The organism is Trinickia diaoshuihuensis, from assembly GCF_003390925.1.
Classification (GTDB): Bacteria; Pseudomonadota; Gammaproteobacteria; order Burkholderiales; family Burkholderiaceae; genus Trinickia; species Trinickia diaoshuihuensis.
The window spans coordinates 1-24,761 of record NZ_QUBS01000059.1; the positions used below are offsets into that span (position 1 = coordinate 1).

General features: G+C 62.4%; 27 protein-coding genes and 1 pseudogene. 15 read left to right on the plus strand and 13 right to left on the minus strand.

What is annotated here, in order from left to right; all coding sequences use genetic code 11:
• From DXT59_RS12210 to DXT59_RS12250, 9 genes are all read left to right on the plus strand, one after another.
• Positions 1–571, plus strand: a 571-nt coding sequence (locus DXT59_RS12210; protein WP_240324490.1) for a DUF2589 domain-containing protein, incomplete at its 5' end; no start/stop codon positions are given.
• Positions 564–1,010: a lysozyme gene (locus tag DXT59_RS12215; RefSeq protein ID WP_116137163.1), complete on the plus strand. Its 447-nt coding sequence runs from the start codon at positions 564–566 to the stop codon at positions 1,008–1,010. The genes DXT59_RS12210 and DXT59_RS12215, both read left to right, overlap by 8 nt.
• Positions 1,011–1,039: 29 nt before the next feature.
• On the plus strand, positions 1,040–1,519 hold the full coding sequence (locus tag DXT59_RS12220) for a PIN domain-containing protein (RefSeq protein ID WP_162878054.1): 480 nt from the start codon (positions 1,040–1,042) through the stop codon (positions 1,517–1,519).
• Positions 1,520–1,666: 147 nt separating this feature from the next.
• Positions 1,667–2,884, plus strand: coding sequence for an extracellular catalytic domain type 2 short-chain-length polyhydroxyalkanoate depolymerase (locus DXT59_RS12225; RefSeq protein ID WP_116137165.1), 1,218 nt, complete (start codon positions 1,667–1,669; stop codon positions 2,882–2,884).
• Positions 2,885–2,893: 9 nt separating this feature from the next.
• Positions 2,894–3,439 carry a phasin family protein gene (locus DXT59_RS12230; protein WP_116137166.1) on the plus strand — a complete coding sequence of 182 codons (546 nt, stop codon included), beginning with the start codon at positions 2,894–2,896 and terminating at the stop codon, positions 3,437–3,439.
• Positions 3,436–4,056 carry a hypothetical protein gene (locus DXT59_RS12235; RefSeq protein ID WP_116137167.1) on the plus strand — a complete coding sequence of 207 codons (621 nt, stop codon included), beginning with the start codon at positions 3,436–3,438 and terminating at the stop codon, positions 4,054–4,056. The genes DXT59_RS12230 and DXT59_RS12235 overlap by 4 nt, the downstream gene beginning before the upstream one ends.
• Before the next feature lie 123 nt (positions 4,057–4,179).
• Positions 4,180–4,797: a hypothetical protein gene (locus tag DXT59_RS12240; RefSeq protein ID WP_116137168.1), complete on the plus strand. Its 618-nt coding sequence runs from the start codon at positions 4,180–4,182 to the stop codon at positions 4,795–4,797.
• Between the two features lie 76 nt (positions 4,798–4,873).
• Complete coding sequence (locus DXT59_RS12245) at positions 4,874–5,491, plus strand: hypothetical protein (protein ID WP_116137169.1); 618 nt, start codon at positions 4,874–4,876, stop codon at positions 5,489–5,491.
• Positions 5,492–5,998: 507 nt separating this feature from the next.
• A complete protein-coding gene (locus DXT59_RS12250; protein WP_116137170.1) occupies positions 5,999–6,292 on the plus strand; it encodes a hypothetical protein in 294 nt (97 codons plus the stop codon).
• On the opposite strand, the gene DXT59_RS12255 is transcribed toward DXT59_RS12250, so the two are convergent.
• The 7 genes from DXT59_RS12255 to DXT59_RS12285 form a co-directional block, all read right to left on the minus strand.
• Positions 6,243–7,625 carry an amino acid permease gene (locus DXT59_RS12255; protein WP_116137171.1) on the minus strand — a complete coding sequence of 461 codons (1,383 nt, stop codon included), beginning with the start codon at positions 7,623–7,625 and terminating at the stop codon, positions 6,243–6,245. The two genes, DXT59_RS12250 and DXT59_RS12255, sit on opposite strands and share 50 nt — an antisense overlap.
• Positions 7,626–7,753: 128 nt before the next feature.
• Entirely contained in the window at positions 7,754–8,218 is a 465-nt protein-coding gene (locus tag DXT59_RS12260) for a universal stress protein (RefSeq protein ID WP_116137172.1), read from the minus strand.
• A 107-nt stretch (positions 8,219–8,325) separates the two neighbouring features.
• Entirely contained in the window at positions 8,326–9,405 is a 1,080-nt protein-coding gene (locus tag DXT59_RS12265) for an NAD(P)/FAD-dependent oxidoreductase (RefSeq protein WP_116137173.1), read from the minus strand.
• Between the two features lie 272 nt (positions 9,406–9,677).
• Positions 9,678–10,775 (minus strand): porin, encoded by a 1,098-nt coding sequence (locus tag DXT59_RS12270; protein ID WP_116137174.1) that lies wholly within the window; start codon positions 10,773–10,775, stop codon positions 9,678–9,680.
• A 701-nt stretch (positions 10,776–11,476) separates the two neighbouring features.
• The gene (locus DXT59_RS12275; protein ID WP_116137175.1) at positions 11,477–11,830 is read right to left on the minus strand and encodes a DUF3564 family protein; all 354 of its coding nucleotides are present in this window, start codon (positions 11,828–11,830) and stop codon (positions 11,477–11,479) included.
• A 128-nt stretch (positions 11,831–11,958) separates the two neighbouring features.
• Positions 11,959–12,483: a hypothetical protein gene (locus DXT59_RS12280; protein WP_116137176.1), complete on the minus strand. Its 525-nt coding sequence runs from the start codon at positions 12,481–12,483 to the stop codon at positions 11,959–11,961.
• Between the two features lie 226 nt (positions 12,484–12,709).
• Positions 12,710–13,315: an alpha-ketoglutarate-dependent dioxygenase AlkB family protein gene (locus DXT59_RS12285; RefSeq protein ID WP_116137177.1), complete on the minus strand. Its 606-nt coding sequence runs from the start codon at positions 13,313–13,315 to the stop codon at positions 12,710–12,712.
• Between the two features lie 216 nt (positions 13,316–13,531).
• On the opposite strand from DXT59_RS12285, the gene DXT59_RS12290 reads away from it, so the two are divergent.
• Positions 13,532–14,116, plus strand: coding sequence for a malonic semialdehyde reductase (locus DXT59_RS12290; RefSeq protein ID WP_116137178.1), 585 nt, complete (start codon positions 13,532–13,534; stop codon positions 14,114–14,116).
• Positions 14,117–14,176: 60 nt separating this feature from the next.
• Here the strand turns inward: DXT59_RS12290 and DXT59_RS12295 are convergent, their stop codons facing one another.
• Positions 14,177–14,500: a hypothetical protein gene (locus DXT59_RS12295; RefSeq protein ID WP_116137179.1), complete on the minus strand. Its 324-nt coding sequence runs from the start codon at positions 14,498–14,500 to the stop codon at positions 14,177–14,179.
• Between the two features lie 215 nt (positions 14,501–14,715).
• Here DXT59_RS12295 and DXT59_RS12300 point away from each other — a divergent pair, with 215 nt between their 5' ends.
• A complete protein-coding gene (locus DXT59_RS12300; protein WP_116137180.1) occupies positions 14,716–15,879 on the plus strand; it encodes a metallophosphoesterase in 1,164 nt (387 codons plus the stop codon).
• A 6-nt stretch (positions 15,880–15,885) separates the two neighbouring features.
• On the opposite strand, the gene DXT59_RS12305 is transcribed toward DXT59_RS12300, so the two are convergent.
• From DXT59_RS12305 to DXT59_RS12320, 4 genes are read right to left on the minus strand one after another with little or no spacing between them, the layout of a single operon-like run.
• Positions 15,886–16,371, minus strand: coding sequence for a phage protein NinX family protein (locus DXT59_RS12305; RefSeq protein WP_116137181.1), 486 nt, complete (start codon positions 16,369–16,371; stop codon positions 15,886–15,888).
• 14 nt (positions 16,372–16,385) lie between these two features.
• Entirely contained in the window at positions 16,386–17,138 is a 753-nt protein-coding gene (locus tag DXT59_RS12310) for an endonuclease/exonuclease/phosphatase family protein (protein WP_162878056.1), read from the minus strand.
• 59 nt (positions 17,139–17,197) lie between these two features.
• On the minus strand, positions 17,198–19,393 hold the full coding sequence (locus tag DXT59_RS12315) for a VTT domain-containing protein (RefSeq protein WP_116137182.1): 2,196 nt from the start codon (positions 19,391–19,393) through the stop codon (positions 17,198–17,200).
• A 16-nt stretch (positions 19,394–19,409) separates the two neighbouring features.
• Positions 19,410–20,270 carry a glucose 1-dehydrogenase gene (locus DXT59_RS12320; RefSeq protein WP_116137183.1) on the minus strand — a complete coding sequence of 287 codons (861 nt, stop codon included), beginning with the start codon at positions 20,268–20,270 and terminating at the stop codon, positions 19,410–19,412.
• A gap of 239 nt (positions 20,271–20,509) precedes the next feature.
• Between DXT59_RS12320 and DXT59_RS12325 the strand changes: the two genes are divergently transcribed.
• Positions 20,510–21,238 carry a hypothetical protein gene (locus DXT59_RS12325; RefSeq protein ID WP_162878055.1) on the plus strand — a complete coding sequence of 243 codons (729 nt, stop codon included), beginning with the start codon at positions 20,510–20,512 and terminating at the stop codon, positions 21,236–21,238.
• Positions 21,239–21,289: 51 nt separating this feature from the next.
• On the opposite strand, the pseudogene DXT59_RS31500 reads toward DXT59_RS12325, so the two are convergent.
• Positions 21,290–21,541, minus strand: a pseudogene (locus tag DXT59_RS31500) (VF_A0006 family four-cysteine protein); the annotation flags it as partial.
• 226 nt (positions 21,542–21,767) lie between these two features.
• Between DXT59_RS31500 and istA the strand changes: the two are divergent.
• Genes istA through DXT59_RS12345 form a run of 3 tightly spaced genes read left to right on the plus strand, consistent with a single transcriptional unit; the run spans position 21,768 to position 24,384 of the window.
• Entirely contained in the window at positions 21,768–23,249 is a 1,482-nt protein-coding gene (istA, locus tag DXT59_RS12335; RefSeq protein ID WP_116137185.1) for an IS21 family transposase, read from the plus strand.
• Complete coding sequence (gene istB, locus DXT59_RS12340) at positions 23,246–24,079, plus strand: IS21-like element helper ATPase IstB (RefSeq protein ID WP_116137186.1); 834 nt, start codon at positions 23,246–23,248, stop codon at positions 24,077–24,079. The genes istA and istB overlap by 4 nt, the downstream gene beginning before the upstream one ends.
• Complete coding sequence (locus tag DXT59_RS12345) at positions 24,076–24,384, plus strand: hypothetical protein (protein WP_116137187.1); 309 nt, start codon at positions 24,076–24,078, stop codon at positions 24,382–24,384. The genes istB and DXT59_RS12345 overlap by 4 nt, the downstream gene beginning before the upstream one ends.
• Positions 24,385–24,761: the final 377 nt, after the last annotated feature.

The window sequence follows — 24,761 nt, forward strand, 5'->3', positions numbered from 1 at the left end:
CGGCCCGCCGCCCGCTCCGCCCGAGCCGCCCAGGCCGCCTCCGCCGGGTCCAGGCGCGCCGCCGCGCGGCTTGGCGCTCGACGAGATCGCGCGCGGCATGCAGCACGCCGCCGCCAGCGCCAATCAATTGCTGGCGCAGCAATATACCCGCGTGCTCGATACGTTCTTCGATTCGGACGACGAGGGGCTCTTGACCGCGCGTTCGGTCGATGTCGAGCTCGACGCCGAGCATACGATGCCGGTGCCGCTGGTCGCGTTGGCCACGCCGCGCGGGCTCGCGCTCGAGAAGATGGTCGTGCATTTGACCGTACGCGGCGACTTCGCCGAAGCGATGCCGATCGAGGGCGGCGATCAGCGGGCGCGCTTTCACGTCACGCTGGCGCCCCCCTCCAAGCGCGCGGGCGATACGCCCGGGCGGGAGCGCGACACGGAGCATATCGATATCGAAATGCACTTCGCCGCATTGGATCCGCCCGACGCCATCATGCGCGTCATCGACGAGTACACGCACCGGCTCGTCCCGCGTCCGAAACGCGGCAAGCCGGCCGACGAGGAGAAAACCCATGCTTGAACGCCCGGAGCATACCGGCCAGGACGGTATCGAACTCATCAAACGCTTCGAAGGCTTACGCCTTCGCCGCTACCTGGATGCCGTCGGCAAGCCGACGATCGGATATGGCCATCTCATCTTACCGCATGAAAAATTCGACGCGCCGCTCACCGCGGCCGGCGCCGAGAGCCTCCTGAAAAAAGACTTGCGCAGCCATGAACTCGCCCTGCGCAAGCTCGTGCGCGTTGCGCTGACTCAACAGCAATTCGACGCGCTCATGGGCTTCGTCTTCAACCTGGGGCCCGGCCGGCTGCAATCGTCGACGTTGCTGCGCTGCTTGAACGCGGGTCAGTTCGAGAAAGCCGCCGATCAATTCCTCGTTTGGAACAAGGCAGGCGGCAAGCCGCTCGCGGGCTTGACGAAACGTCGCCAGGCCGAACGCCAGTTGTTTCTTTCGTGAGATCTCGTGATACCCGAAGGAGCCATCGTATGAAAACATCGCTTACCGCCGGGTTGCGCGCCATGGTGCCCGCATTAGCCGCGGCGGTCGCCGCCGCCCTCGTCGGCACCGCGCGCGCCGAATCGCCGCCCACGTGTCGCGCCGAAGTAGACCGGCTCGCCCAAACGCTGCTTGCGCGCAAGCTCCCTCAGCTTTGCGCACCCTGCGCCGCACGGCTCGCAACGACTTTGGAGAGCATGTACGGACAGGGCAGGCTACCGCCGTCGCTCTATGTGTCGGCCGGCGCCGCCGAATGGGACGATCCACAGACGCGCCCCGTCATGTTCTCGGGCAAGAGCCTCGCGGGCGTCGCCGACGGCGATCGCCTAGCCGCCGATATCGACAGCGGATACGGCCCGCGCGGCGCATTGCGTCTGATCTACACGCGTGCGAACGAGCCGATCGCCATCGCAACAGCGGACAAGCAAACCTTCATTCCGCTCGCCTATTGCGTTGCCGCACCGCGCTGACCCGTTCGGCACCCGCCAGGCGCGGTCATCGTACGGAAGTCCTATGACTACGGGCGGCCCATCTGCCTCATATGACGCGAATCATAAGACCCGTACGCTGTTCCACATCGACACGAAAAACGAACCTTCATTATATAGGACTCCTAAATGAAAATCATACGATCCGAATTGCGACGCCCGCCCTCGCCGCTATCCTACCCCGTGAGCAGTTCCGCGCGTCTCGAAGCGGTTCGCCGCGAGAATTCGGCCGTCGATGCGCGCGCCCGCCTCGGCAAATCGGTAGGCCGTATCGCCTGTGCCGCCGTGATCGGCTTCGCACTCGTCGCGCTGGTGTCGAGGACCGCACTCGCGCAAGACGCGCTAAGCGCACCGCTCGAGGGGCGCGGAGCCGATCTGTCACGCACGTCGGTGTCGGGGTTGTCGTCCGGCGCGTTTATGGCGGCGCAATTCGACGTCGCCTATTCGAGCAAACTGATCGGCGCCGGCATTATTGCCGGTGGCGAATTCTATTGCGCGGGCGCCGCAGGCGTCACGCCGCTTTCGCTCGCCGCGGTAACGTCGTGCATGCAACCGATCGGTCCGGCGCCGAAAGCGGAGATCGCTTACAAGGATGCGCGGGCCTTCGCGGCTCAAGGTCTCATCGACGATACCGCGAACCTTCAGCGGCAGCGAATCTACTTATTCAGCGGCGCGAAGGATTCAGTCGTCTTCACCAAAGTCGTCGACCAAACGGAACGCTTTTTCAAGCTTGCGGGCGTGCGCGAGCAAAACATCGACTATCGGAAGCTGCCGAACGCGGGGCACGCCTTGCTGACCGATCGCGCGGAGGACATCGCCTGCGACTCCAACAAAGCGCCATTCATCAACGACTGCGGCATCGAGCAGTCGCATGAGATCCTGAAATGGATCTACGGCACGCCGGGCACGCAACTCAACGCCCCCTCGCCGAAAGCGACAGGCCAACTGCTGGCATTCGATCAAACCGAATTCGATCGCGATCGCCGGGCCTCGCTGGCTCAAACGGGCTATGTCTATGTCCCGCGGAGCTGTGAAGCCGCCGGTTGTGCCGTGCATGTCGTGTTTCACGGCTGCCTGCAGAACGTGCATAAGGTCGGCATGCGATTCGTTAAAGACACCGGTTACAACGAATTCGCCGACACGAATCGGATCATCGTGCTCTATCCGCAGATTGCGTCGTCCGAGCGCGGCTCGCCGAGCAACCCGCTCGAATGCTGGGACTTTTGGGGCTATACGAGCGACGACGGGAGCCGCCCCGATTTCTACACGCACGCGGCGCCGCAAATGGCGGCCGTCATGAAGATGATCGAGCGTCTGCACGCCGCGCCCGCCCTCTCCACTCGATAAGGATCCGCCATGCTTACCGCCGTCATCGCGCAATGGGAGACCGCGCAGAAAGCCGCACTCGAACTTGCCGACAAACTCGCGTCCGAGACGCACGCGTCGCTGCAAACGGCCGGCGTGGTGCCGAACGCGAGCGCCTGGAAGAACTTCACGAAGACCGCGTTGAACATGAGCCGCCACTATGCCGATGCGATGCAAGCGGCGCTCGATGACGGCTGGCGCAAGGAGCGCAATCAACTGCAACTAAAAAACGCGGCCGCATCGATCAAAGCCCTGACCGAAATCCAGACGGATTTGGCCGCGCGCGTGACGCAGGGCCAAACGCAACATACGAGCGCACTAACCAGCGCCACGGCCGAATATCTCGAGGGGCTCGAGCGCTGTCGAAACCTGCAAGACGCGTCGATGCTGGCCGCGAAGCTGCTCGGCGACGTCCACAGCCAGGCGAGCGCCTATGCGGCTCACCTCTGCTCGCTTGCGGTGGGCGTGCCGGCCGCGCTCGTGCAATGGGCGGAGAACCAGCTCGATAGCGACGACGACACGGCGGGGGCCGCATGAACATCGCACTGCGCTTCATCAATCGCTCGAACGACTGCGGCAATAGCCAGATCGTGCTATTTCAGCGCGACGTCATCCCCGAGTTCGGCGAGTTGGCGATCGCTTGGCGCGTCATCCGTTACTGCGGCCGCGATTGCATTCACCCGTTCGCCTACTCGACCGACGTCGAGATCGCGCTGGGTGACGACCACGGCAACTTCTCGCCTCGCGTGCCGGTTGCCAACGGGACGCGCCTCGCGATCGGCGCACACCCGGGCGGACGGCCCCGCCTCGTGAACTCGCCCGAGGGGACGGTCCACAGCGATATCGAAGTGGTCAATCAATTGGCGCGCGGTGCCGTCAATGTCAATGCGTTCGTCGCCGGCCGCTTGATCGCCGCTAAGTCGGCGGTCGCGCCGGGACAAAAAGCCGTCTTCCGTTTTTCGCCGGTGCTTTGGATCGGCGTCGGCTCGCAAATCGAAGAAGGCCGCGCCCTCGCCTCGGCCGTCATCTCGAGCGCGAATACGCCACTCGAACTGAGCACGATCGCATCGGCCGACATCGTCATGACAGGCGGTGGCGCCGGGGAAAAAGCAAGGCCGTTCCAGTTCGAACTCGAAAACGTCGTGCGCCGCTAGCGCCGGCTGCGACGCCCGATTCGATTTTTCGTCAGTCGATTCAGCTTCGACGACCCGTGCTTGCGCGGGCCGGCGGTTAGGTACGCGGCAAACCGATTGCCGCTCTTCGATTAGGAGCAGTAGATGGACATTCAATTGAACTTCGTCAATCGCTCGAACGACGCCAACAACTCGAGCATCGTCATTTTCCAGAAAAACGTGTCGACCGATTTCGACGAGTTGCACGTCGCATGGAAAGTCATCCGCAATTGCGGCCAAGGCGACAACCACCCGTTCCGTTTCCCGATCGCCATGGCCGTCAGCACGAGCGATAGCTATGGAAACTACATGCCGCAGCAAGACGCGACGAACGGCCAGGTGTTCCAGGTCGTGCGCGCGCCGTCGGGAGACGTCCTGCAGCTCGCTTCGCAGCCGGGCTCCAGCAAGGAGGTACAGGTGCGCAACGATCTACCGCAGGGCGCGGTAGGGGCGACGATCTACAAAGACGGCACGCCCCTCGCGATCAAAACGTCCATCGCCCCCGGGCAAAAGGCCGTTTTCGAATTCAAGCCCACGATTTGGATCGGCGTGGCCTCGCAGGTCGAACAAGGCAAGGTCATGAATTCGGCGGTCATGTCCGACATCAACACGGAAATCTCGCTGCTCGGCCTCAAGAGCGCCGACATCGTGATGACGGGCGGCGGCCCCGGCCCTACGTCGCTGCCGTTCGCGTTCAGGCTCGAAAACGTGGTGATGGCTTAACGCGCCAACTGTTCGGCGGCGCGATCGAGGTGCCGCCCAACCTACATCGACCAACAATCAACAGGCAGGGTTAGCGATGGACATCAAACTCAATTTCATCAACTTGTCGAACGACGTCAACAACTCGCAGGTCGTCGTCTTTCAAAAGAACGTCTCGACGGACTTCGACGAACTCGCGGTGGCGTGGAAAGTCATTTCGAACTGCGGCCGCGGCGCGAATCATCCGTTCGTTTTTCCCATGGCGACGACGGTAACGGCCAGCGATTCGGACGGCAATTACATGCCGCAAAAAGCGGCGCAAAACGGCCAATTGTTCACGGTCACGCGATCGCATTCGGGCAACGTACTCGCGGCGGGCGGCGGTGCCTCGACGTCGCGTGAAGTTCAAGTGCGCAACGACCTCGGCGCGGGCGCCATTAACGCGTCAATCTTCAAGGACGGCCGCCTGCTGTCGACGAAGACAGGTATCGCGCCCGGGCAAAAGGCCGTCTTCGAATTCAAGCCGACCTTATGGATCGGCACGGCTTCGCAGGTCGAGGAAGGCAGGCTCATGAATTCGGCCGTGCTCTCCGACATCAATACGGAACTCTCGCTGCTCGGCATCGCCAGCGCCGATATCGTCATGACCGGCGGCGGGGGCGGCACGGCAGCGGTCCCGTATCGATTCGAGTTGACGAACATCGTGATGGGCTAAGCGCCGCCGAGCCCGCCCCTTCGTCTCCCCGCTTGCCGCGGCTCAGGCCGCGGCGAGCGTACGGCCGGCGCATAGGTAGTTACCACGCTGTCATGCATGCAATGCGTGGACTACCATTCTTCACATTAATGCGACAGGACAGGGACACGGGGGGCGCTCGATAGCGCCGGCGAGGAGCGGTGCGGCCTTCGCGAATGCACAAAAGCGTGATCGATAAGCGCCGGGCGGTACGCCCGCGCACATTCGCGGCGTGACGGGGCGCACGACAATGGGCACACGTCTAACGGCAGGAATGAAATCGGCCGTTTCGACGTTAACTTATCGTCGTGTGCGTCAATGGCGCCAGCACAAAACGAAAAAGAGCGAGCGGGGATGCCGGCTGGATACTCGGCACGCATGCGAACGCGCGTCCGCACGGTGCGGGCGACCCATCGCGCGGCGCGACGAGCGATTCAGCCGGTTTCGCAACGCCCTGCGTTGCACGAGCGCCTAACGGGGAGGCGTGACATGGACATTATCGAGTTGGCCCGGCAAGCGGGCCTGCAAGTGCTGCTGGATGCGCGCATCGGCAGCCAGACCTACCACAGCGTATGCGGCTCGCTGCCGGCGCTGCAGCGCTTTGCCGAAGCGATCGAAGCTGTCGCACGGGAACGGATGCCGCGGCCGCGCGCGGCGATCCGGCCCCGCTCCAGAGCGCCGCATCATGGCGCGAGGCGTCTTCGCAAAGGCGCCCCATGCGCATCGGGCGAGCTTAGCGGCCGCCGGCCCCGGCCGGCATCGCCGAGTTCGAGCGCCGCTTAGCGGCGTGGCCGAGCCACATCACGAAGAGCCAAACGGGCACGAGCCAGACCGAGACGGACAGCCCCGGCGTGAAGGCCAGGATGCCGAGCACCATCGCCATGAACGCAAGGCAGATCCAATTCGCGACGGGATAGGCGAACGACTTGAACACGAGCTCTTGCCCTGCCGCCACCATCGCCTTGCGCGCCTTCAGATGCGTGAGACTGATCAGGGCCCAGTTGATGACGAGTGCGGCGACGACCAACGCCATCAACACGTCGAGCGCGCGCGCGGGAATCAGATAGTCGACGATGACGCAGGCGAAGGTCGCGACCGCCGACAGACCGATCGCGACATACGGCACGCCGCGGCGATCGACTTTGAGGAGCGCACGCGGCGCGTTGCCCTGCTCGGCCAATCCGTAAAGCATGCGGCTGTTCGCATAGACGGAGCTGTTGTAGACGGAGAGCGCGGCCGTCAAAACCACGACGTTGAGCACGTTGGCCGTCAGCCCCGCGCCGATCTGAGAAAAGATCATGACGAAGGGACTGCCGCCTTGCGCGACTTCATTCCAGGGGTGCAGCGCGAGCAGCACGACGAGCGATCCGATATAGAAAATCAAAATGCGATAAAGCACCTGATTGACGGCCTTCGGAATCGTGCGGCGCGGATCGTCGGCCTCGGCCGCGGTGATGCCGATGAGTTCGAGGCCGCCGAAGGAAAACATGATGACGGCAAGCGTCATGAACAAGCCGTGCACGCCATGAGGAAAGAATCCACCGTAGCGCCATAGGTTCGAGAACGACGCCTGCGGTCCTCCGCGCCCCGTTTCGAGCAGATAGGCGCCGAACACGATCATGCCGATCACGGCGACGACCTTGATGATCGCGAACCAGAATTCGGTTTCCCCGTAGGCTTTGACGTTGGCCAAATTGACCGCGTTGATCACGGCGAAACACACGAGCGCCGAGACCCACGTGGGAACGGCAGGCCACCAGAAGTGAACATAAGTTCCGACGGCCGTGAGCTCGGCCATGCTGACGAGAACGTAGAGGACCCAATAATTCCAGCCGGACAGAAAACCGGCGAAATCGCCCCAGTATTTGTGCGCGAAGTGGCTGAACGAGCCGGCGACGGGTTCTTGGGCGACCATCTCGCCGAGTTGCCGCATGATCATGAAGGCGATGAGGCCACCGATCGCGTAACCGAGAATCATGGATGGCCCGGCTGCCTTGAGGACGCTGGCCGAGCCTAGAAAGAGCCCGGTGCCGATGGCGCCGCCGAGCGCGATCAATTGGATATGACGATTCTTCAGCCCGCGGTGTAAGCCGTCGTGCTCGGTGGGACGCGTCACTAAGACCTCCTCTCCTGATGGGAACGGCCCGGGCGACTCGTGATCTCCCGGGCAAAACCGTCAATTGTAACGAGCCAATCGATCCGCACCCATTCAGGTCAACCCGCACTGCGCTACGACCGTCTCCGCTATTGCGCTTCCGGATGCTCTCCGTTGCGCAACAACAATAATGGGACGGTCGTGCCGTGCAGCAGCGATTCGGCCACGCTGCCGGCGAACAGACGCCGGATTCCGCTGCGGCCGTGCGAATACATGACGACGAGATCGGCGTCGAATTCGTCGATGGCGCGCATGAGCACCGCCGCCAAATTCTCGCCATAGGCATCGACGGCGCGCACGGTACCCGTTATTCCGAACGGCGCCATGCGCTCGCGTGCGTCGGCTAATACTGTGGTGGCCGTATCGCTGGACGTATCGCGAATTTGGACTTGCTCGACGAATCCCGCGGCCACGTCGACGACTTGGGTCGGATGTTGCAGCACGTACACCGCTTGAAGTTGCGCGGCGCAAAGACGCGCGAGCTTGAGCGCTTCCTCGAGCGCGAGCTGCGAGCCTTCGCTGCCGTCGACGGGGACTAAGATCCGTTGGTACATACCGTTCTCCTGGATGAGCGCCGGCCACTCGGCCGTGTGGCCGCTTGCTAATCGTTGGCGATCCGAAGCCGTATCGCGACGAATACCACCCGGATCAAACGTCGAGACTAGGGGTGAACAGACTCCTCCGCGAGGGGCGCACCGAGGATCCGCTCCGACAAGCTCGCGTCGTAGCTGGAGTGAACGTGCACCCGCTTTTTATCGGGGAAAGCGTAGGCGTAAGCCTTGCGCAACGCGAGCGACGCCTCGTGAAATCCCGACAAGATCAGCTTTTGCTTGTTCGGGTAGGTCGCGATATCGCCCACTGCAAAAACCCCCGGGACGGACGTTTCGTAGAACGAAGTATCGACCGCCACTCGCCCGGCTCGCACGTCGAGCCCCCAGTTGGCGATGGGGCCCAAATCGGCCACCAAACCGTAGAGCGCGATGAGATGGTCCGCCTCGATCGTGACGCTCCCTTGGAGCGTCTTGACCTCGATCGAGCGAAGCACATCGTTGGGCGCATTCAATGTCGCGAGCGTCCCGATGACGAGATCCATCTGACCGGCGTCCACGGCGCGCTTGACCTCCTGCACGGTGGCGTCGGCTGCGCGAAACGCATTGCGTCGATGCACGAGGGTGATATGTTTGGCTTGACCGCGCAGCGCGAGCGCCCAGTCGAGCGCTGAGTCGCCGCCGCCCGCGACGACGACGCGTTGATCGGCGAACATTGCCCGCTTGCGCACGGCATAGTGAACCTGCCGCCCCTCGAGCACCTGCGCCTCGGGCAAGCCCACTCGCTGCGGCACGAACGCGCCGTTACCCGCCGACAACAGCACCGAGGCCGTATCGAACACCAGGCCGCCGTCCGTGGTAACACGCCAGCGCTGCGTCGATTCGATGCGCTGGAGCGCCATCACGCGTTGTCCGAGATGGATGGGCGGAGCGAACGGCTTGCATTGCTCCATGAGGCGATCGATCAACTGCCGCGCGGTGCATACGGGAACCGCGGGGATGTCGAAGATCGGCTTGTCGGGATAGAGCTCGATGCACTGGCCGCCTACCTGTTCGAGCGCATCGACGATATGGCACGATAAGCCGACGACACCCGCTTCGAACGCCGCAAAAAGCCCCACCGGTCCCGCGCCGATGATGACGACGTCGGTGCGAAGCGCCTCGTCTTCCCTCGGTGCCGCTGCTTCACTCATGGTCGCTACCTCGATGATTCAATGGCCTCGATTAGGCCGATGCATGGAGCGTGCACGTTGTGCCACGCATGCTCAACGAGATCAGTATAGGGAGAACCCCCGATGTGGCGCGCTTTGGCCCGGTGGTTAGTAGGGGGAAGTATCTGTAAACCGAAGCAAGCGATAGGAGCGCAATAGAAAAAGCCCCACGTTCCGCAAAACGTGGGGCTCGCTCGCAGTATGCGACGCCGCGAGCGCGGCGCCGTTCTTGCGATTAGACCGTAAGGGCCGGCTTAGAAGCGGTGACGCAGGCCAACCGTAGCTGCCGTTTGGTTGTCCGACGTCGAAGCGCCGCCAAACGTGCCGTTGTACACCGACGCGCCGATCGTGCTTGCGTGTTGGTACACGACTTGAGCGTAGACGTCCGTGCGCTTGGAGAGCGCGTAGTCAGCTTGCGCGCCGACTTGGTGGAAACGTGCCGACAGGCTGTTCGCCAAGCCCGAGCCTTGCTGGTCCGTGAACGTGTAAGCAACGCCCAGACCCAGAGCCGGCGTCAGGTTGTACTTCGCGTTGACTTCGTAGTTGTCTTGACGCAGCGATTGCGCAACCAGGAAGTTGTCCAGACGCGTTTGGGTCCACACCGCGCCGACTTGCGCCGGGCCGAAGGCGTATGCAGCGCCCACGCCGTACGTACGATCGCGGAAGTTGCCGTTAGCGATCGTCGCTGCGTTATCCGTCGCGCCAACCGTGTTGCCGAACGGATTGTTCAACTGAGCGTACGAAGCCGCCACGCGCAGGCCTTGGAACTGATAAGCCGCGCCGACGCTGTATTCCCGGTTGTTCGCGAACGCACCTGCTTGGTTCGAGAAACCGTACGTGCCGCCGAACGTGAAGCCGGCATAGTTCGCGCTCGTGAACTTGATCGAGTTGTTGACCGCGTTGCCGTAGTTCGTGTTCAGGTTGTCGAGGTTGCCGACGTGGGCAAACGACGTACCGCCCCAGCTACCCGTTGCGCTCAGCGGTGCCAGGAAGTCTTGCGCCGCGTCATATTGACGGCCCAACGTCACCGTGCCGTAGTTGCTCGACAGACCAACGTACGATTGACGGTTGAACTCGCTGCCGCTGTTTGCGTAACGGCCGTTGTTCAGGTTGAAACCGCTTTCCAGGTTGAAGATTGCCTTCAGACCGTTGCCGAGGTCTTCCGAACCGCGCAGACCGAAGCGGCTTTGATCGATGCCGCCCGACGTTTGTTGCCAGTTCGACTTACCACCGGAGTTGCTCGTGTACGTCAGACCCGCATCGATCACGCCGTACAGCGTGACGCTGCTTTGTGCATGTGCTGCGACTGCGAAAGAGGCGGAAACCGCTGCGACGACCAGGGTTTTTTTCATTTGAGAAGTCCCTTTTATAAAACTGGCTCACTGCCAGATTTCGGAATAGACGGGCCAATTCTCGATGCCGCTTCCGAAGCAGCGCCGCGATCAAAATCGATTGACCCGTCCGATGAGGGCCGAGTCTACGTGCCACCCCTGGATAGGGTATACGCGGATCGCACAACACATTCTTGCGCTATAGGAAACAATCGACCTGGGAAAAACCCCTAGTCCATTGTTTTTGAACGGATTTGTTTTGTGGTAGAGGGGCGCGACGGACCCGGTCGATTCGGCCGATTTCGCCTGGCGGCAGTTGCTAAATCGCAACGTTTTTTCATATGGCCGTCACGGCGCATAGGCACGCCGCACGCAGGTTTCCGCGTTTCGGACTATCTCATTGCGGGTGCGCGGACCGCATTGCGTCATACGAATCGAACCCGCCATTGCGTTGCTTCGAGGCGGGATCACTGGCGACGCGCTATTGTTGCCAAATGCGCACGGATGCACACCACCCAGTTCTGGGAGGCGAGTGACCGAGCCGTGGAGGGAATGCGGATAAAAAGACGGCCCGCCGGCGCAAGCCGGACGGGCCTAGGAGGGTTGGCCTCGAGATAGCCAAGGCCGACTATACCTAAACGAAATGCCGTTCGGGGGATTTCGTAACGAACGGTAAGACATTTTTTACTGCCTGTGGACAGCAGGTGTGAGCCGGTGCGGACTCACCGCCTGAATACGCTGTGCTCGGGTTGAACAGGCTTTTTCTCGACGGCCTGCAGGCGCCATACGCCGTCCGTGCGGCCAACCGAACCGCAGGACCATTGCGCCCCGCCCTGCGCCGCCGTCGGGTAGTCGCGCTCCACGTGCAAGCCGCTCAAAGTGCATAGCGGCTGTTCGGCCGTCGGGGCGCACAACTTCGTCACATCGCCCTCGTCACGCAACTCCCCCCAAGGCGGAAGATCGATCCCGTCATGAGACTCTCTGGACCAGACGCGTTCCTCGGTATCGAGCCAAAGCACTGCGTAATCATGATTGACGGTGGGATCCGAACCGTTAATCAAAATGGTCAAACGCATCTCCTATTCCCCCCACGATGTTCGCCGAGAAATAAAGTCTAGGCCGCGGCGGATCGATTGCAAGGCACCGATGTCGCGTGGCCGGCGGCCCGCGCGCTGGTTGCGACCGCCGCACGATGCCAACGGCATCATTGCACGCCGTAACCTCGGCTTTGCATGCAGTCGCCGTAAGCTTGCCAATAGGTTTCCATCGGCGATTGCGGCGGCGGCAACGGCGGCAGATTGGCGGTAGACGCGGCTGAATCCGCGCCGGCGGAGCCCGATGCCGTCCCCGGACGCGCCGGGGCATCGACCGCCGGAGAAGAGGCGCTCGGGCCGGCGCTCGCAGCCGCATGCACCTCCGAAGTTTGCGCGCCGGGTTTTGCCCCATGCGCGGCGCTGCCTGACGCTGCGCGCGTAGCGGGCAGCGGCGGTTCACTGGCGCCTCTGCCGCCGTCGGCGGCGAACTGGAGCGGCTTTGTACGCATAGGACGCTGCGACTGCCGCGCCATATCGACACCCGTTTGCCGCCTCGCTTCCCCATAGCAATAGGCGTTATCCAAGCTTTGAGTCGCCGCCGTTTGACTGCGTAAGGGGTAAACCGCCGGCCGCTGAGCCAGCGCGGGTGTCGAAACGGCGAGCACCACCGCGCCATAAACCACAGGAATCTTCATGCGCTGTCTTTCCTTCGTTGTCCGAACGATCGGGCCCGCGCATCGCGAAACGCCGCTCGCATCGGGCCCGCAATCAGTCAGGATACGGGTACCGTGCGAGGGGATGGCGAGAGAGTATCGGCACCATCCGCCATATCCCCCGCAATAAGGGACCTCCGCCGCCTCACGGAGGAAAGTTTATGCGCATAAAAATTTTATTCTTCTTATAGGACAAATAACGCGAACACTAGCGTCGACTCGGTTTGTCGACCGCCGAGACGAACCTGAAGGTCAAGTTGATGCGTTCACCGCGCAGACCGGGGACCTTCGCGATGCGGTGCCGCCAGTCCTGTTGCGTGCGCCCCCGCATAACGAGCAAGCTGCCGCTCGTCAATTCGAACGCGCGCACGGCGCCCGTGGCGCTGTGCCGTAAGTCGAACCGCCGCGCGGTACCCAAGCTTACCGATGCGATCACCGGCTCAGGACCGAGTTCGGCTTCGCGATCGGCGTGCCATCCCATGCTGTCCTCTCCGCTCCGGTATCGATTGAGCAGGACGCTGTTAAAGCGCGCCCCACACGTCGTCTCCGCCAGCGACTTTAGGGCCTGAACCGTGGGAGTCCATGCGAGCGGCTCGTTGCGAATGCCGGAGTACACGTAGACCGCACCCGGATCGCCTTGCCAGGCCGTCAAACGCGGCAGCGGCTTGATTCCGCCGGGGGTGCGAATAAGGTCCTGCTTCCAGTGCACTTCCTCGACTAGTGCGCTTAGCGCGAGCGTCGCCTCATCGGGCGACAACCAATGCGGGTACCAGTCGATATCGACCTGCGGCACCCCGCCGAACATGTCATCCATCATCGCATCGACACCCTCGACCGGCCCACCGGCCGGCGCAATTGCTTCGTCCCTGTCCGCCCCTGCCCTTTTTCTCACGGCGGACGGGACCTGCGCATTCGAAATCTTGCTGTCGCGTCACGCAAAAACCGTCGCCGGGCCGCTGCAAGCAATCTCTGGTCTCGCTATCATTAAGCCGTTTCGAACTCTGGCCCTTATGCCGCCCTTCGGTCGACCATGTTCCTTTCCGACGACGCTCTCGATCAGCTCTTCCGCGAAGCCCGCACCCACAGTGTTTGGCTACCCAAGCCCGTGGACGATCTTCTGCTGAAGCAAATATTCGCCCTGGCCGTGATGGGCCCGACCTCGGCAAACTCCAGCCCAGCCCGCTTCGTCTTCGTGAAAACGGCCGAAGCGAAAGAAAAACTGAAACCGGCCCTATCGGCAGGCAATCTGGAAAAGACGATGGCCGCGCCGGTCACCGTCATCGTAGCCATGGATATGGCGTTCTACGAGCATTTGCCGAAGCTGTTTCCACACACGGATGCGCGGAGCTGGTTCGCGGGCAACGACGAAGTGATTCGCAGCACGGCGTTTCGCAACTCGTCGCTGCAAGGCGCGTATTTGATCATGGCGGCACGCTCGCTCGGTCTCGACGCGGGACCCATGTCGGGTTTCGACGCCGCCAAAGTGGATGAAGCGTTTTTCGCGGGAACGACGCTGAGGTCGAACTTCCTGATCAACCTCGGCTACGGCGACCGCACGCGGCTGCCCGCGCGCAACCCGCGCCTATCGTTCGACGAGGCCGCACGCATCGTTTGATCGCTTTACGGCCGTTTTCCAAGCAAGGCGTCGCCGCGCCCGAACGGGCGTCGGCGCGACTCAGGTCAGAAGCGCGACATAAAAGACGATGGCGCCGATCAACGCGCCGACGAAGCAAAACCCTTCATTTTGGCTATCACCGTCGGAGCGCAGCCACGCGCCCACCACGCCGAAAAGCCCTGCGATGCCCAGTGCGACGAACACCATCATGACGTCGAACAACGCACTACGGCTAATCTCGAGCAAATCGGCGCGACGCACGAGGTAATAGACGCCAAGCGCCATCAACGACAGCACGACGAGCGGCAACATGACGTGGCTGCCCTCGTAGCCGAGATGATGGGAACGATGCGGTCTGTGGATCCATTTAGCCGTTTTCATCATTCGCCTCCTCCCATTCGAAACCCGATCTGCCTAGGAATCGAATCATGAACACTCGTAGCTTAGATCGATTTCAGGATATGGGAAACCGCCGTTAACCCGCCTCGGCACGTTGTCCGACGGGCGTCCGGCACCGTTGCGCGCCGCTCGGTACAATGCTTCGAGTCGTTTCGTCCAGCAACTAGGTTCGCCCTGGCTTCATTTTCTTTTCCCTGCCTATGCGTCGCTCATCGTTTTTCATGCGCGCGATACTGATCGGCGTGCTGATGCACGTCTACGTCGGGTTGCGCATCATTCCCGAGTTGCCGGTAGGCTTGCCGGTTAAATTGGCCGCAGCGTGCGCGCTGGTACTGTCGTGCTGCTTGATTCCGTTGGGGATGCTCGCTCGCAGCTTCGAGCGTCAACCGCAAGCCGACCGCATCGCTTGGATCGGCTTGATCGCCATGGGCCTGTTTTCGTCGCTGCTCGTCTTTACGTTCTTGCGCGATATCGTGCTCGCCTCGGCGCTCACCGTCGATGCGCTATGGCACCATGCGGTGCCCTTGGACCGGTGGCGAGTCGACACCGCCGTCGGCGTGCCGGTGCTCGCGCTCCTATCGACGACGATCGGTTTCTTCAACGCGCGCCGGCGTGCAAGGGTCGTCACCGTCGACGTGCCGATCGAGGCGTTACCCGCCGAACTGGAGGGGCTGACGATCGTACAAATCAGCGATATTCACGTCGGACCGACGATCAAAGCGCGCTATGTCGACGCGATCGTCGACGCGGTCAACCATTTGAAGCCCGATGTGATCGCCGTCACGGGCGATGTCGTGGACGGCAGCGTCGCACAGTTGGCAAGTCATACCGAGCCGCTGCGCCGGCTCACCGCTCGCTACGGCGCCTATCTCGTCACCGGTAACCACGAGTATTACTCGGGCGCTGCGCAATGGATCGATCAATTCGAACGGCTTGGATTACGCGTTCTTTTGAACGAGCACGTCGTGCTCGAGCATCGAGGTGCCCCGTTCATCCTCGCGGGCGTGACCGACTACACGGCCGGCCATTTCGATGAGGCTCATCGCAGCGATCCCGCCGCCGCTCTCGCCGACGCACCCGGCCACATCCGTATCAAAGTTCTATTGGCGCACCAGCCGCGGACAGCCCATGCCGCGGCCGACGCCGGTTATACCCTGCAATTGTCGGGACATACGCACGGCGGCCAGTTCTTTCCATGGAATTTCTTCGTTCGCTTTCAGCAGCCGTTCACAGCCGGACTCGCGAAGCTCGACGGGCTTTGGATCTATACCAGCCGCGGCACGGGCTATTGGGGGCCGCCGAAGCGGCTAGGCGCGCCGTCCGAAATCACGCGCGTGCGCCTCGTGCGCGGCGCCGCGATTTGAGCGCCGCTACGGTCTAGGCACCGAGCGAATGTTGCCGATTTCGTCGCCGGCGCCCACGTTATCGCCATACGTCGGCGGGACGCCGCCGGCATCGTAAGGACGCACTTTTCCCCCGCGGACCGCATGCGGCGCGGCGGGACGATCGCCCACCGTCTCGCCGAAGCGCGCGCGCACGAATGCGCGCAACAAGGCGATGCGGGGATGCTCGCCCTGCGCTTCGCAGGGATCGGCGCCTTCGAATTGCGCGCGGCAGTGCGCACCGCGCTCGTCGCGGCGCCATTGCAGGTCGCGCGCCCGCTCCAACATCTCGAGCGCGTCGCCCCACTCGCTGGCCGGCGCGAAGGGCTGTGCAAGCTTACGCAACGCACCGTGCGTGAAGGTGACGACGACACTCGGCTCGACCTGCGTAAAGACGATTTCCTCATCGTCGTCGACCAGCGCGCGGGCGCACCAATAGTCGAGATCAGAGCCCTGCAATTCACCGGTGTTCATGACTTCCCTCCAAATCAACCGTCCGATCGATGGGGCGGCATGCGGATACGGGCGACGAGCGGATAGTGGTCGGAGGCCTGACGCGCGAGCGGGCTTCGATGGACCGCGACATCGACCAAGCATTCCCCTGGGTGCATCCAGATACGATCGAGTGCAAAGATCGGGCAAAACGTCGGAAACGTGCGCGGCGTCGGCGCGGGCCGGAAATGCGAGAGGAGCATCCGCAGTGCACGCCCGCGCACGAACCATTCGTTGATGTCGCCGAGCAAAATGACGGGCAACTCGCTATTGTCGAATGTGGAAAGCAGCGTTCTTACCTGGGCACTGCGCTCGGAAGCCGACAAGCCGAGGTGCGTAGCGACGACGCGAATCACGCGCCCGGCGCATTCGATGTCCGCATCCAGTGCGCCGCGCGGCTCACGGCGATGGAACGATAGATCGAGCGTGCGCGCCATGCGTACCGGCAGGCGGGACAGCACCGCGTTGCCGTAGCGGCGTTTCGGCGTATCGAGCGTGGGCCCCTCGACCGCATACATCCCGCTCGCCTCGCGCAGTTGCGACAATACGTCGGGCACTTCGGAGCCGCCTAGCGGCACCTCTTGCAACGCGACGATGTCCGCCTCGAGTTCGTCGAGGACGCGAGCGATCCTGCCCACCATTTGGCGCTTGGACTGAGCGGTCCACGCAGGCAGTCCGCCATGAATGTTATAAGTGGCGATCCGCAGTTCGCAGGCCCGCTGCTGTTGCAAAGCCGGTGGTGGCGCGATCTCCGCTCCGGCCGTCTTTAGATCGACGAACGGCTCTGCATGCTCGTTCAGATTCGCATTCACTTGCGCCGCCCCAGCCAGCGCTGCAGCATCACCGAGATACCCACGAGCGCCATGCCGATTGCCAGCATCGCGGCGACCGAACCGACGCCGGGGTGGCGGATCGCATTGAGCAACTGATGCGCGAACGTGACGGTCAATAAAATGCCGGGCACCATCCCGAACGTCGAACCGATCATAAAATCGCGCAGCCGAATATGCGACGCTCCCGCAACGAGATTGACGATCGTGAATGGGGCGATCGGCAGCAACCGTAGGACGATGACCGTCACAATCCCTTGTGCGCCAAGGCGTTCGCTCAGCCGGTTGGCACGCGTACCGGCCAACCGCCGCACCGCATCGCGGCCGAGCAACACGCCGAGACCATACGTCGCCAGCGCCGACAGCAGCGTTCCACCCAGTGCATAACCGATGCCCGGCCACGCGCCGAACACGAGACCCGTCGCCGCGATGAGCACCGTAATTGGCACCGAGATCACGGCCGCGACGACATAGCCCGTCAAAACGATCACCGGTGCGAGCGGAAGCGCATCGATGCGCCTGATGAGCTGCACGAGCTCAGCTAAGTTCAAGTGATGGCCGACCGCCGTAAACTGCCAGACCGCAGCCATCGTGGCCGCGGCCAGTACCAGCGCGCCGAGCAACAGGAACCGCGCGGTCAACGACTTATGACGGCTTTCGGGGATGAACTCGCGCACGAGGGCATCCGGCTCGATCGGCCGCTCCGGGTCGAGCCAAGCGTTGAGCGGCACGAGGGCATCCAAATCGGCGGTCACAACCGGGGTAAACGGTCGCAGAGTTCGGCCCTCGCGGCGCTGCAACGTTTCGATCGCTGCGTTTAGCCGCTGTTTTTGCGATAACGCGCTCGATACCGCTGCATCCGGGACGTCGAGATGCTCGGCCAACAACCTATTTCGCCAAGCGGCGATCGCCTCGCGTATGCGGCCGTCGCCGTTTGCGTCGATCGTCACATTGCACTCTGTGTCGAGTACCATCGATCGATTGTTCAAATTGGCACTGCCAACCGTGATCAGCGTGTCGTCGATGATCATCAGTTTGCTATGTACATTGACGCAACCGTTGCCCAGACCATCGACGTGGGGGCAATACATGCGGAAGCGTCCATAGCGATCCGATTCGACGAGCGCGCGATGCAGCCGGGCACGGAGAACGCCCATCGTCGCTTCTTGCAGCCATCCGCTTTGCACGCGCGGGACCACCACAGCAATGTCGGGCCCGTCGTTGCGGGCGAGTCGCGATGCCAACGCTTCGCGAACGACGGCCGCCGTGAAATATTGGTTTTCGATATATACGTTGTTGCGTGCGGCGCCGATTGCATCGGCCGTTAGCGCTTGAATATCTTGAACGGCATCGTATAAACGATATGGGGGCTGCGTGACCGAAATGCCGAGCATGACGTCACGTAGCTCCACCTTCGCGCTCGCGGGCCAGGGATCGGCCTCGCGCTCCACTGCGCGATGCGCGCGCACGGCGATCCGCTTACCGCATGACCGTTGCCAGCGTTCGCGAACGAGCGCGCCGATGGCGGCGGCCGCATCACCGTCGAACATGGCCTGAACGTCGTGAAACGGGCCATAAGGCACGCCGTTCGCATCGCGCCGGCGCGGCTCGTCCGCCGCATGCGCGGGGGTGTCCCAACGCGATCGCGTGAGATCGAGACCACCGACGAATGCGAGTCGATCGTCGACGACCACCATTTTTTGATGATGCGACGCACCGCGTGGATGCGTGCCGTCTTGCCGGAATACGATCCCCCGCTGCGAGCGCCAGCCTGTTTGATAAACGGGCATCCATTCGCGCTCGAAGGCATAGATCATCGCGAAGTCCCAAGCGAGGACGTAGATGCGCAATCGCTGCCGGCGCGCCGATAACGCCTGCAAGAATTCGCCTAACGGGCCGGGAAGACCGTCGCCCGTTTCCCCGGGCACGAGCCGCATGCGGCTATCGATGTCCCAGCCGACGATAAAAATCGTCCGCTCGGCAGCCAGCAGCGCTTCACGCAAGACGGAAAAATAATCACTGCCGTCGATCAGCAGCGCGAAGCGATCGGCACGCGCGATCGTGCGACAGTTGCGCCCGACCTCGAGCAACCCATGCCGGCGCGGGGCACTGCCCGATTCGTGAGTCTCCTCGCGCGCCGCGACCGCGGCATCCAGATCAACGGTGCCTGTCATCTTCGAGACGCACCCCTCAAATGATCGGCACCCCGCCCGTCACCGCGACGGTCGCCCCGGACACATAGCTCGCTTCATTACTGGCGAGCATGACGTAGACCGGTGCCAGTTCGGCAGGCTGGCCGGGCCGCTTCATCGGTGTTTGCTTGCCGAATTCCTTGACGTTATCGGGCGGCAGCGTGGCGGGGATCAGCGGGGTCCAAATCGGACCCGGCGCGACGCAGTTCGCACGGATACCGCGCTCGGCGAGCAGTTGAGCAAGCCCGCCGGTGAAATTTTGAATCGCGCCCTTCGTGGTCGCGTAAGGGAGCAAGGTTGGACGGGGCTTATCGGCGTTGACCGACGTCGTGTTGACGATCGCGCTGCCGGGTTTCATATGCGGGAGCGCCGCTTTGACGAGTCGAAACATCGCACCGATATTGATATCGAAGGTACGGTCCCATTCGTCGTCGCTGATCTCTTCGACGGATTCGTAATTCATCTGATGCGCGGCATTGTTCACGAGCACGTCGATCCGGCCGAACGCCTGGACCGCGCGATCCACGATCGCTCGCGCTTGTTCGCGCTGCGCGAGATCGCCCGCGACCAGCACGGCCTTTCTCCCCGCTTGCTCGACCCAGCGCGCCGTCTCTCGCGCATCGTCGTGCTCGTTGTAATAGGCAATGAGGACGTCCGCGCCTTCGCGAGCGAACGCTATGGCGACTGCGCGGCCGATGCCGCTATCGCCCCCCGTCACGATTGCCGCCTTGCCGGCGAGACGTCCATGCCCCTCGTAGCTTTGCTCCCCATGATCCGGTTGAGGGGACATCGGTGCGGTTTTACCGGGGACTTGCTCTTGCTGCTGCTCGGGCATTGGTGGTGTCGGTCTGCTCGTCATCGTCTATTCCTCGATTGAAGCGCGCCGCAAATCCAGCGGCAACGAAGAACGGCCAGCAACGGGCATGCCGCATTACAGCCGATGTAGGCGGAAAAGCCGCTAGGCGCCCGCTCGAGGAGAAAGAATCGGGGATGGACAGAATGTGTCCGTTCGTTTCGGAGAATGCGATTTCGCACATAACACGGGAGGCTCGCAACCATCAACGTATCGTCTCGGAGATCTCACTTCCGGAGTTTCCAATGCGAGTTGGTTCTGTTAGAGGACCGCAGTCCAATTCCAACGCTGTTGAAAGCGAAGAACCAGTGACAACCAGGCCTGCCGCGCAGCCGAGGTCGAGTGCCGATGCATGGCACGATGCACTGACGACAAGAAATCAAAAATTGATGGACAACGCGGACAAGTCTCCGTTTAGTCAAGCAAGGCGGAGAGTCGCAGCGACTTATAAGGAGAAGGGACTGCCTGGGCCTATCGCTCAGTTTGTTGCGTCCGCCAAGCTGGGGTTGCAACTGGGCTTTAATGCAAACAAAAAGCTCGGTGCGGTACCGGTCAATACGGCAAACGTCCCATTCTCGGCTGAGGAGACCGCAAAGCGACAGGCAACCGAAAAAGCCGAAAAACTCTCTCGCGATATAAGATTGGCGAAGGCAAACTTGTCCAAGTTCGAGGACGACGAAGAAACGCCAATTTCTCGTCGCACCGGCGTGGCAGGCGCGCGCGACAGCTTGTATGTGAACCACTCGCACCTAGCCGGGCAACCGAGGCACGAGCCAATCGCCGAGAAGCCTTCTGACGAAATCGCATCCATTCAGCAGAAATTACGCGATTTCCAGCACCAAACCGTGAAAGCACGACCGTCCCCCAGCTTCAGAAATTTGCGAGACAGCGTATCATTGGCGCATCCGCGAAATCCTGGCCCAACGGACGCGGCTCGCGTAGAGAGCGGGGACAGCGGTAGCGATCGGGGGTAGTGAGATCCATATCCGGCCCAGGCGGAGCCGCAATGAATGCGGATACGGAGATCATAATCCTCCACGCCGACGGCAAATCGACACGATTTGCTGAGCTGCAGCCTCATCTCTCACTCCGGGCAGCGATTGCAATATGCACTCGTGGTATCTACGGTCGCGGGGCAATAGCATCGCACCGTTGTGATATATCGCCTCGCATGATTGGCGGATCAAATTCGTTACGTCGCCGCTGCGGCTCTCTCGCAATGATTGCAGCATGCAATTTTCATACGCCGAGTTGTCACGTAGTGACGCCTCGGCGGCAAGTGCCGCGCGTCAATCAAGATGAGAACAGCGCGTCAATCAGGATGAGAATGCAGACGCAGCATCGGCGGTGACGGGCATAGCCCGGAACCGCCGATGCTGTGCCGCGCCGGAAGTGCTCGCCTTTAGCACAGAGCCCTGTCGGTGGTCGCGGCGGATCGGGTATGAACGAGTCTTCCTTGCAAGGGAGGCCGCCGTCCCCGGACGACACGTCAACGACCACCAAATGAGGCTTTACATGAAGTACAGACGCACCGAAGGACCGTCCACGGCGGCCGCGCGCGCGGGATTCAGCGTGGCCACGGCCTATCGCATCGAACAGGATCTGCGGCTGCCATCCCAGAAGAAGGTGCCGCGCGAGCGGCGCCGCCCCGATCCCTTGGCCGAGATCTTTGACGCCGAGATTGTTCCGCTGCTGCGAGCTGCTCCTGGCATTCGGCCGGTAGCAGTGTTCGAGGAGATGCTTCGGCGCCATCCGAGCTTGTCGCGCACTGTGCGACGAACATTGGAGCGACGCATCCGCGATTGGCGTGCCGTGCATGGCGAGGAGCGCGACGTCATATTCCGCCAGGTGCATGAGCCCGGTCGCCTTGGGCTGTCCGACTTCACCGACATGCACAGCCTGGGCGTGAGCGTGGCGGGTGTCGCGCTTGATCACCGCCTATACCACTTCCGACTGGCCTGCTCGGGCTTCGAGCACGCTCATGTCATTCTCGGCGGCGAGAGCTATGTCGCGCTCGCCGAAGGGCTGCAGAACGCGTTATGGGCGTTGGGAGGCGCGCCCCGCGAACACCGCAGCGACAGTCTGTCTGCGGCATTCCGCAACCTCGATCGCGAAGCACGCGACGATCTGACCACGCGCTACGAAGCGCTGTGCGCCCACTACGGCATGCAGCCTACCCGCAACAACCGCGGCGTCGCTCATGAGAACGGCGCCATCGAGAGCCCTCACGGCCACCTCAAGAATGCCATCCGTGACGCGCTGCTGCTGCGCGGCAGTACCGAATTCATTGACCTGGCCGACTATCGCCGCTTCGTCGACGAGATCGTCAGCCGCCAGAACGCACGCAACGGCAAGCGCATCGAGGCGGAGCGGCCATTCCTGCAGCCGCTGCCGGGTCAGCGTACTAGCGACTACGAGGAAACTCGCGTGTACGTGACCTCCACCGGCGGCTTCACTTTGCGCAAGGTGTTCTACACCGTCCCATCGCGCCTGATCGGCCATCGGCTGCGCGTGCGCCTATACGACGACCGGCTCGAGCTGTTTCTGGGTGGCACGGCCTTGATGACGCTACAGCGCGGACGCCCCGGCGTGAACGGCAAGCACGGACACGTCATTGACTATCGGCACGTCATTCACGCGTTACGTCGCAAGCCGATGGCGCTGATGAGCCTGATCTACCGCGATCAACTGTTCCCGCGCGAGGCCTATCGACTGACGTTCGATCGCCTGTGCGAACAACTGCCGCCGCGCACGGCGTGCAAGACCATGGTGGAACTGCTGAGCATGGCACACGAGCGCGCCTGCGAGGGGCAGTTGGCGCAGGCGCTGGATCAGTACATCGCCCAGGGGCAATTGCCCGATCTGCAAGCGCTGCGCTCGCGCTTCGCGCCGGACCCGGCGAGTGTGCCGCAGGTGCATGTACAACTGGCTTCGTTGCGCGATTACGAGGCTCTGCTGAGCTTCGACATGGAGGCTGCGGCATGAGCAACGACTTCGACGCTACTCGCGTGTCGCTGCTGCTCAGCGAATTGCGCCTGCCTGCCATCAAGCTCATGTGGCCGGACTTCGCCGAGCGCTCCGATAAGGAAGGCTGGCCTGCAGCGCGCCTGCTGATGGCGCTGGCCGAACATGAGATCGCCGAGCGCGACCGACGCCGTATCGAACGTCACCTCGCGGACGCCAAGCTGCTGCCGGGCAAGACGCTGGAGAACTTCGACTTCGACGCGGTGCCAATGGTCTCCAAGGCCCAGGTGTCGGCGCTGTGCGCCGGTGATGGGTGGCTACGCGGCGGTGCCAACTTGATTCTCATGGGCCCACCCGGCGGAGGTAAATCGCACCTGTCGTCGGCTATCGGCCTGAGCCTCGTGGAGAAGGGCTGGAAGGTGCTGTTCGCTCGCACCTCCGATCTCGTGCAGCGCTTGCAGGTGGCACGCCGCGAACTCGCCCTCGAATCGGCGATCAACCGGCTCGATCGCTTCGATCTGCTCATCCTGGACGATCTGGCGTACGTCACCAAGGACCAAGCGGAGACGTCCGTATTGTTCGAGCTGATCAGCGCCAGGTACGAGCGCCGTTCCCTTCTCATTACCGCCAATCAGCCGTTTGGCGAATGGAACAAGGTCTTCCCCGATCCGGCCATGACGCTGGCCGCTGTCGACCGTCTGGTCCATCACTCGACCATCTTCGAGCTGAACGTCGAAAGCTACCGCCGGCGCACCGCGCTGCAACGCAAGCAGCAAGGCCCCGGACGCCCCGCCAACTTCGCCACGCCAAACAATGTCCGCGTGCCGCCGCGCCAGGAGGATCAGTCATGAGCAACGACCTGCAACTGAGCGTCACGCGGGACGGCGTACCCGATCACGCCAGCGATACGCTTGTTGTGCGCACCGCGGCGCAACGGCAGCGCGCGTATCGCCTACGCCGCAAACGCGCCGTCATCGACGCGATCGGCGACGAAGTCACCGCGTCACGCGTGACGTTGTTGGCCTTGCTCGGGCAGGAGCTAGCGGCACTAGATTCGGGAACCGTGCCGACGCCGCTGACCGAGGCCAAGCGCCATTGTGTTAAGCGTATCTTGACGGCCATCGTCACGCGTTACGCAATCGACCTCGCAGATTGACGCGCGGTGCTTGCCAGCGACAATCAAGATCGGCATCATCAACCCCGCCGCGACATTCTCATCTTGTTTGTCGCGCGTCTCTCATCCAGATCGTCGCGCCATAGGCAAGAGGCATTGCAAAAATCACCAGGAGTGAGAATGCTTTGCACGACATACGGGCTCCGAAAAGAAAACGGGCGCGTAGTCTAGGGCCGTAAGCCCGCCTCTCGGTGTAAAAGGGAGAAATTCGGACTGGTCTGAGTCCCAGGGTCCCTGGGGCACCTTAGGTGCTAATAACCGCGCATGATGCGCAAAGCAAAAACCCCCGAGAGCGCGGTGGCTGACGGGGGTTCTTAGCATGAGGAGCCTGACGATTACCTACTTTCACACGGGCAATC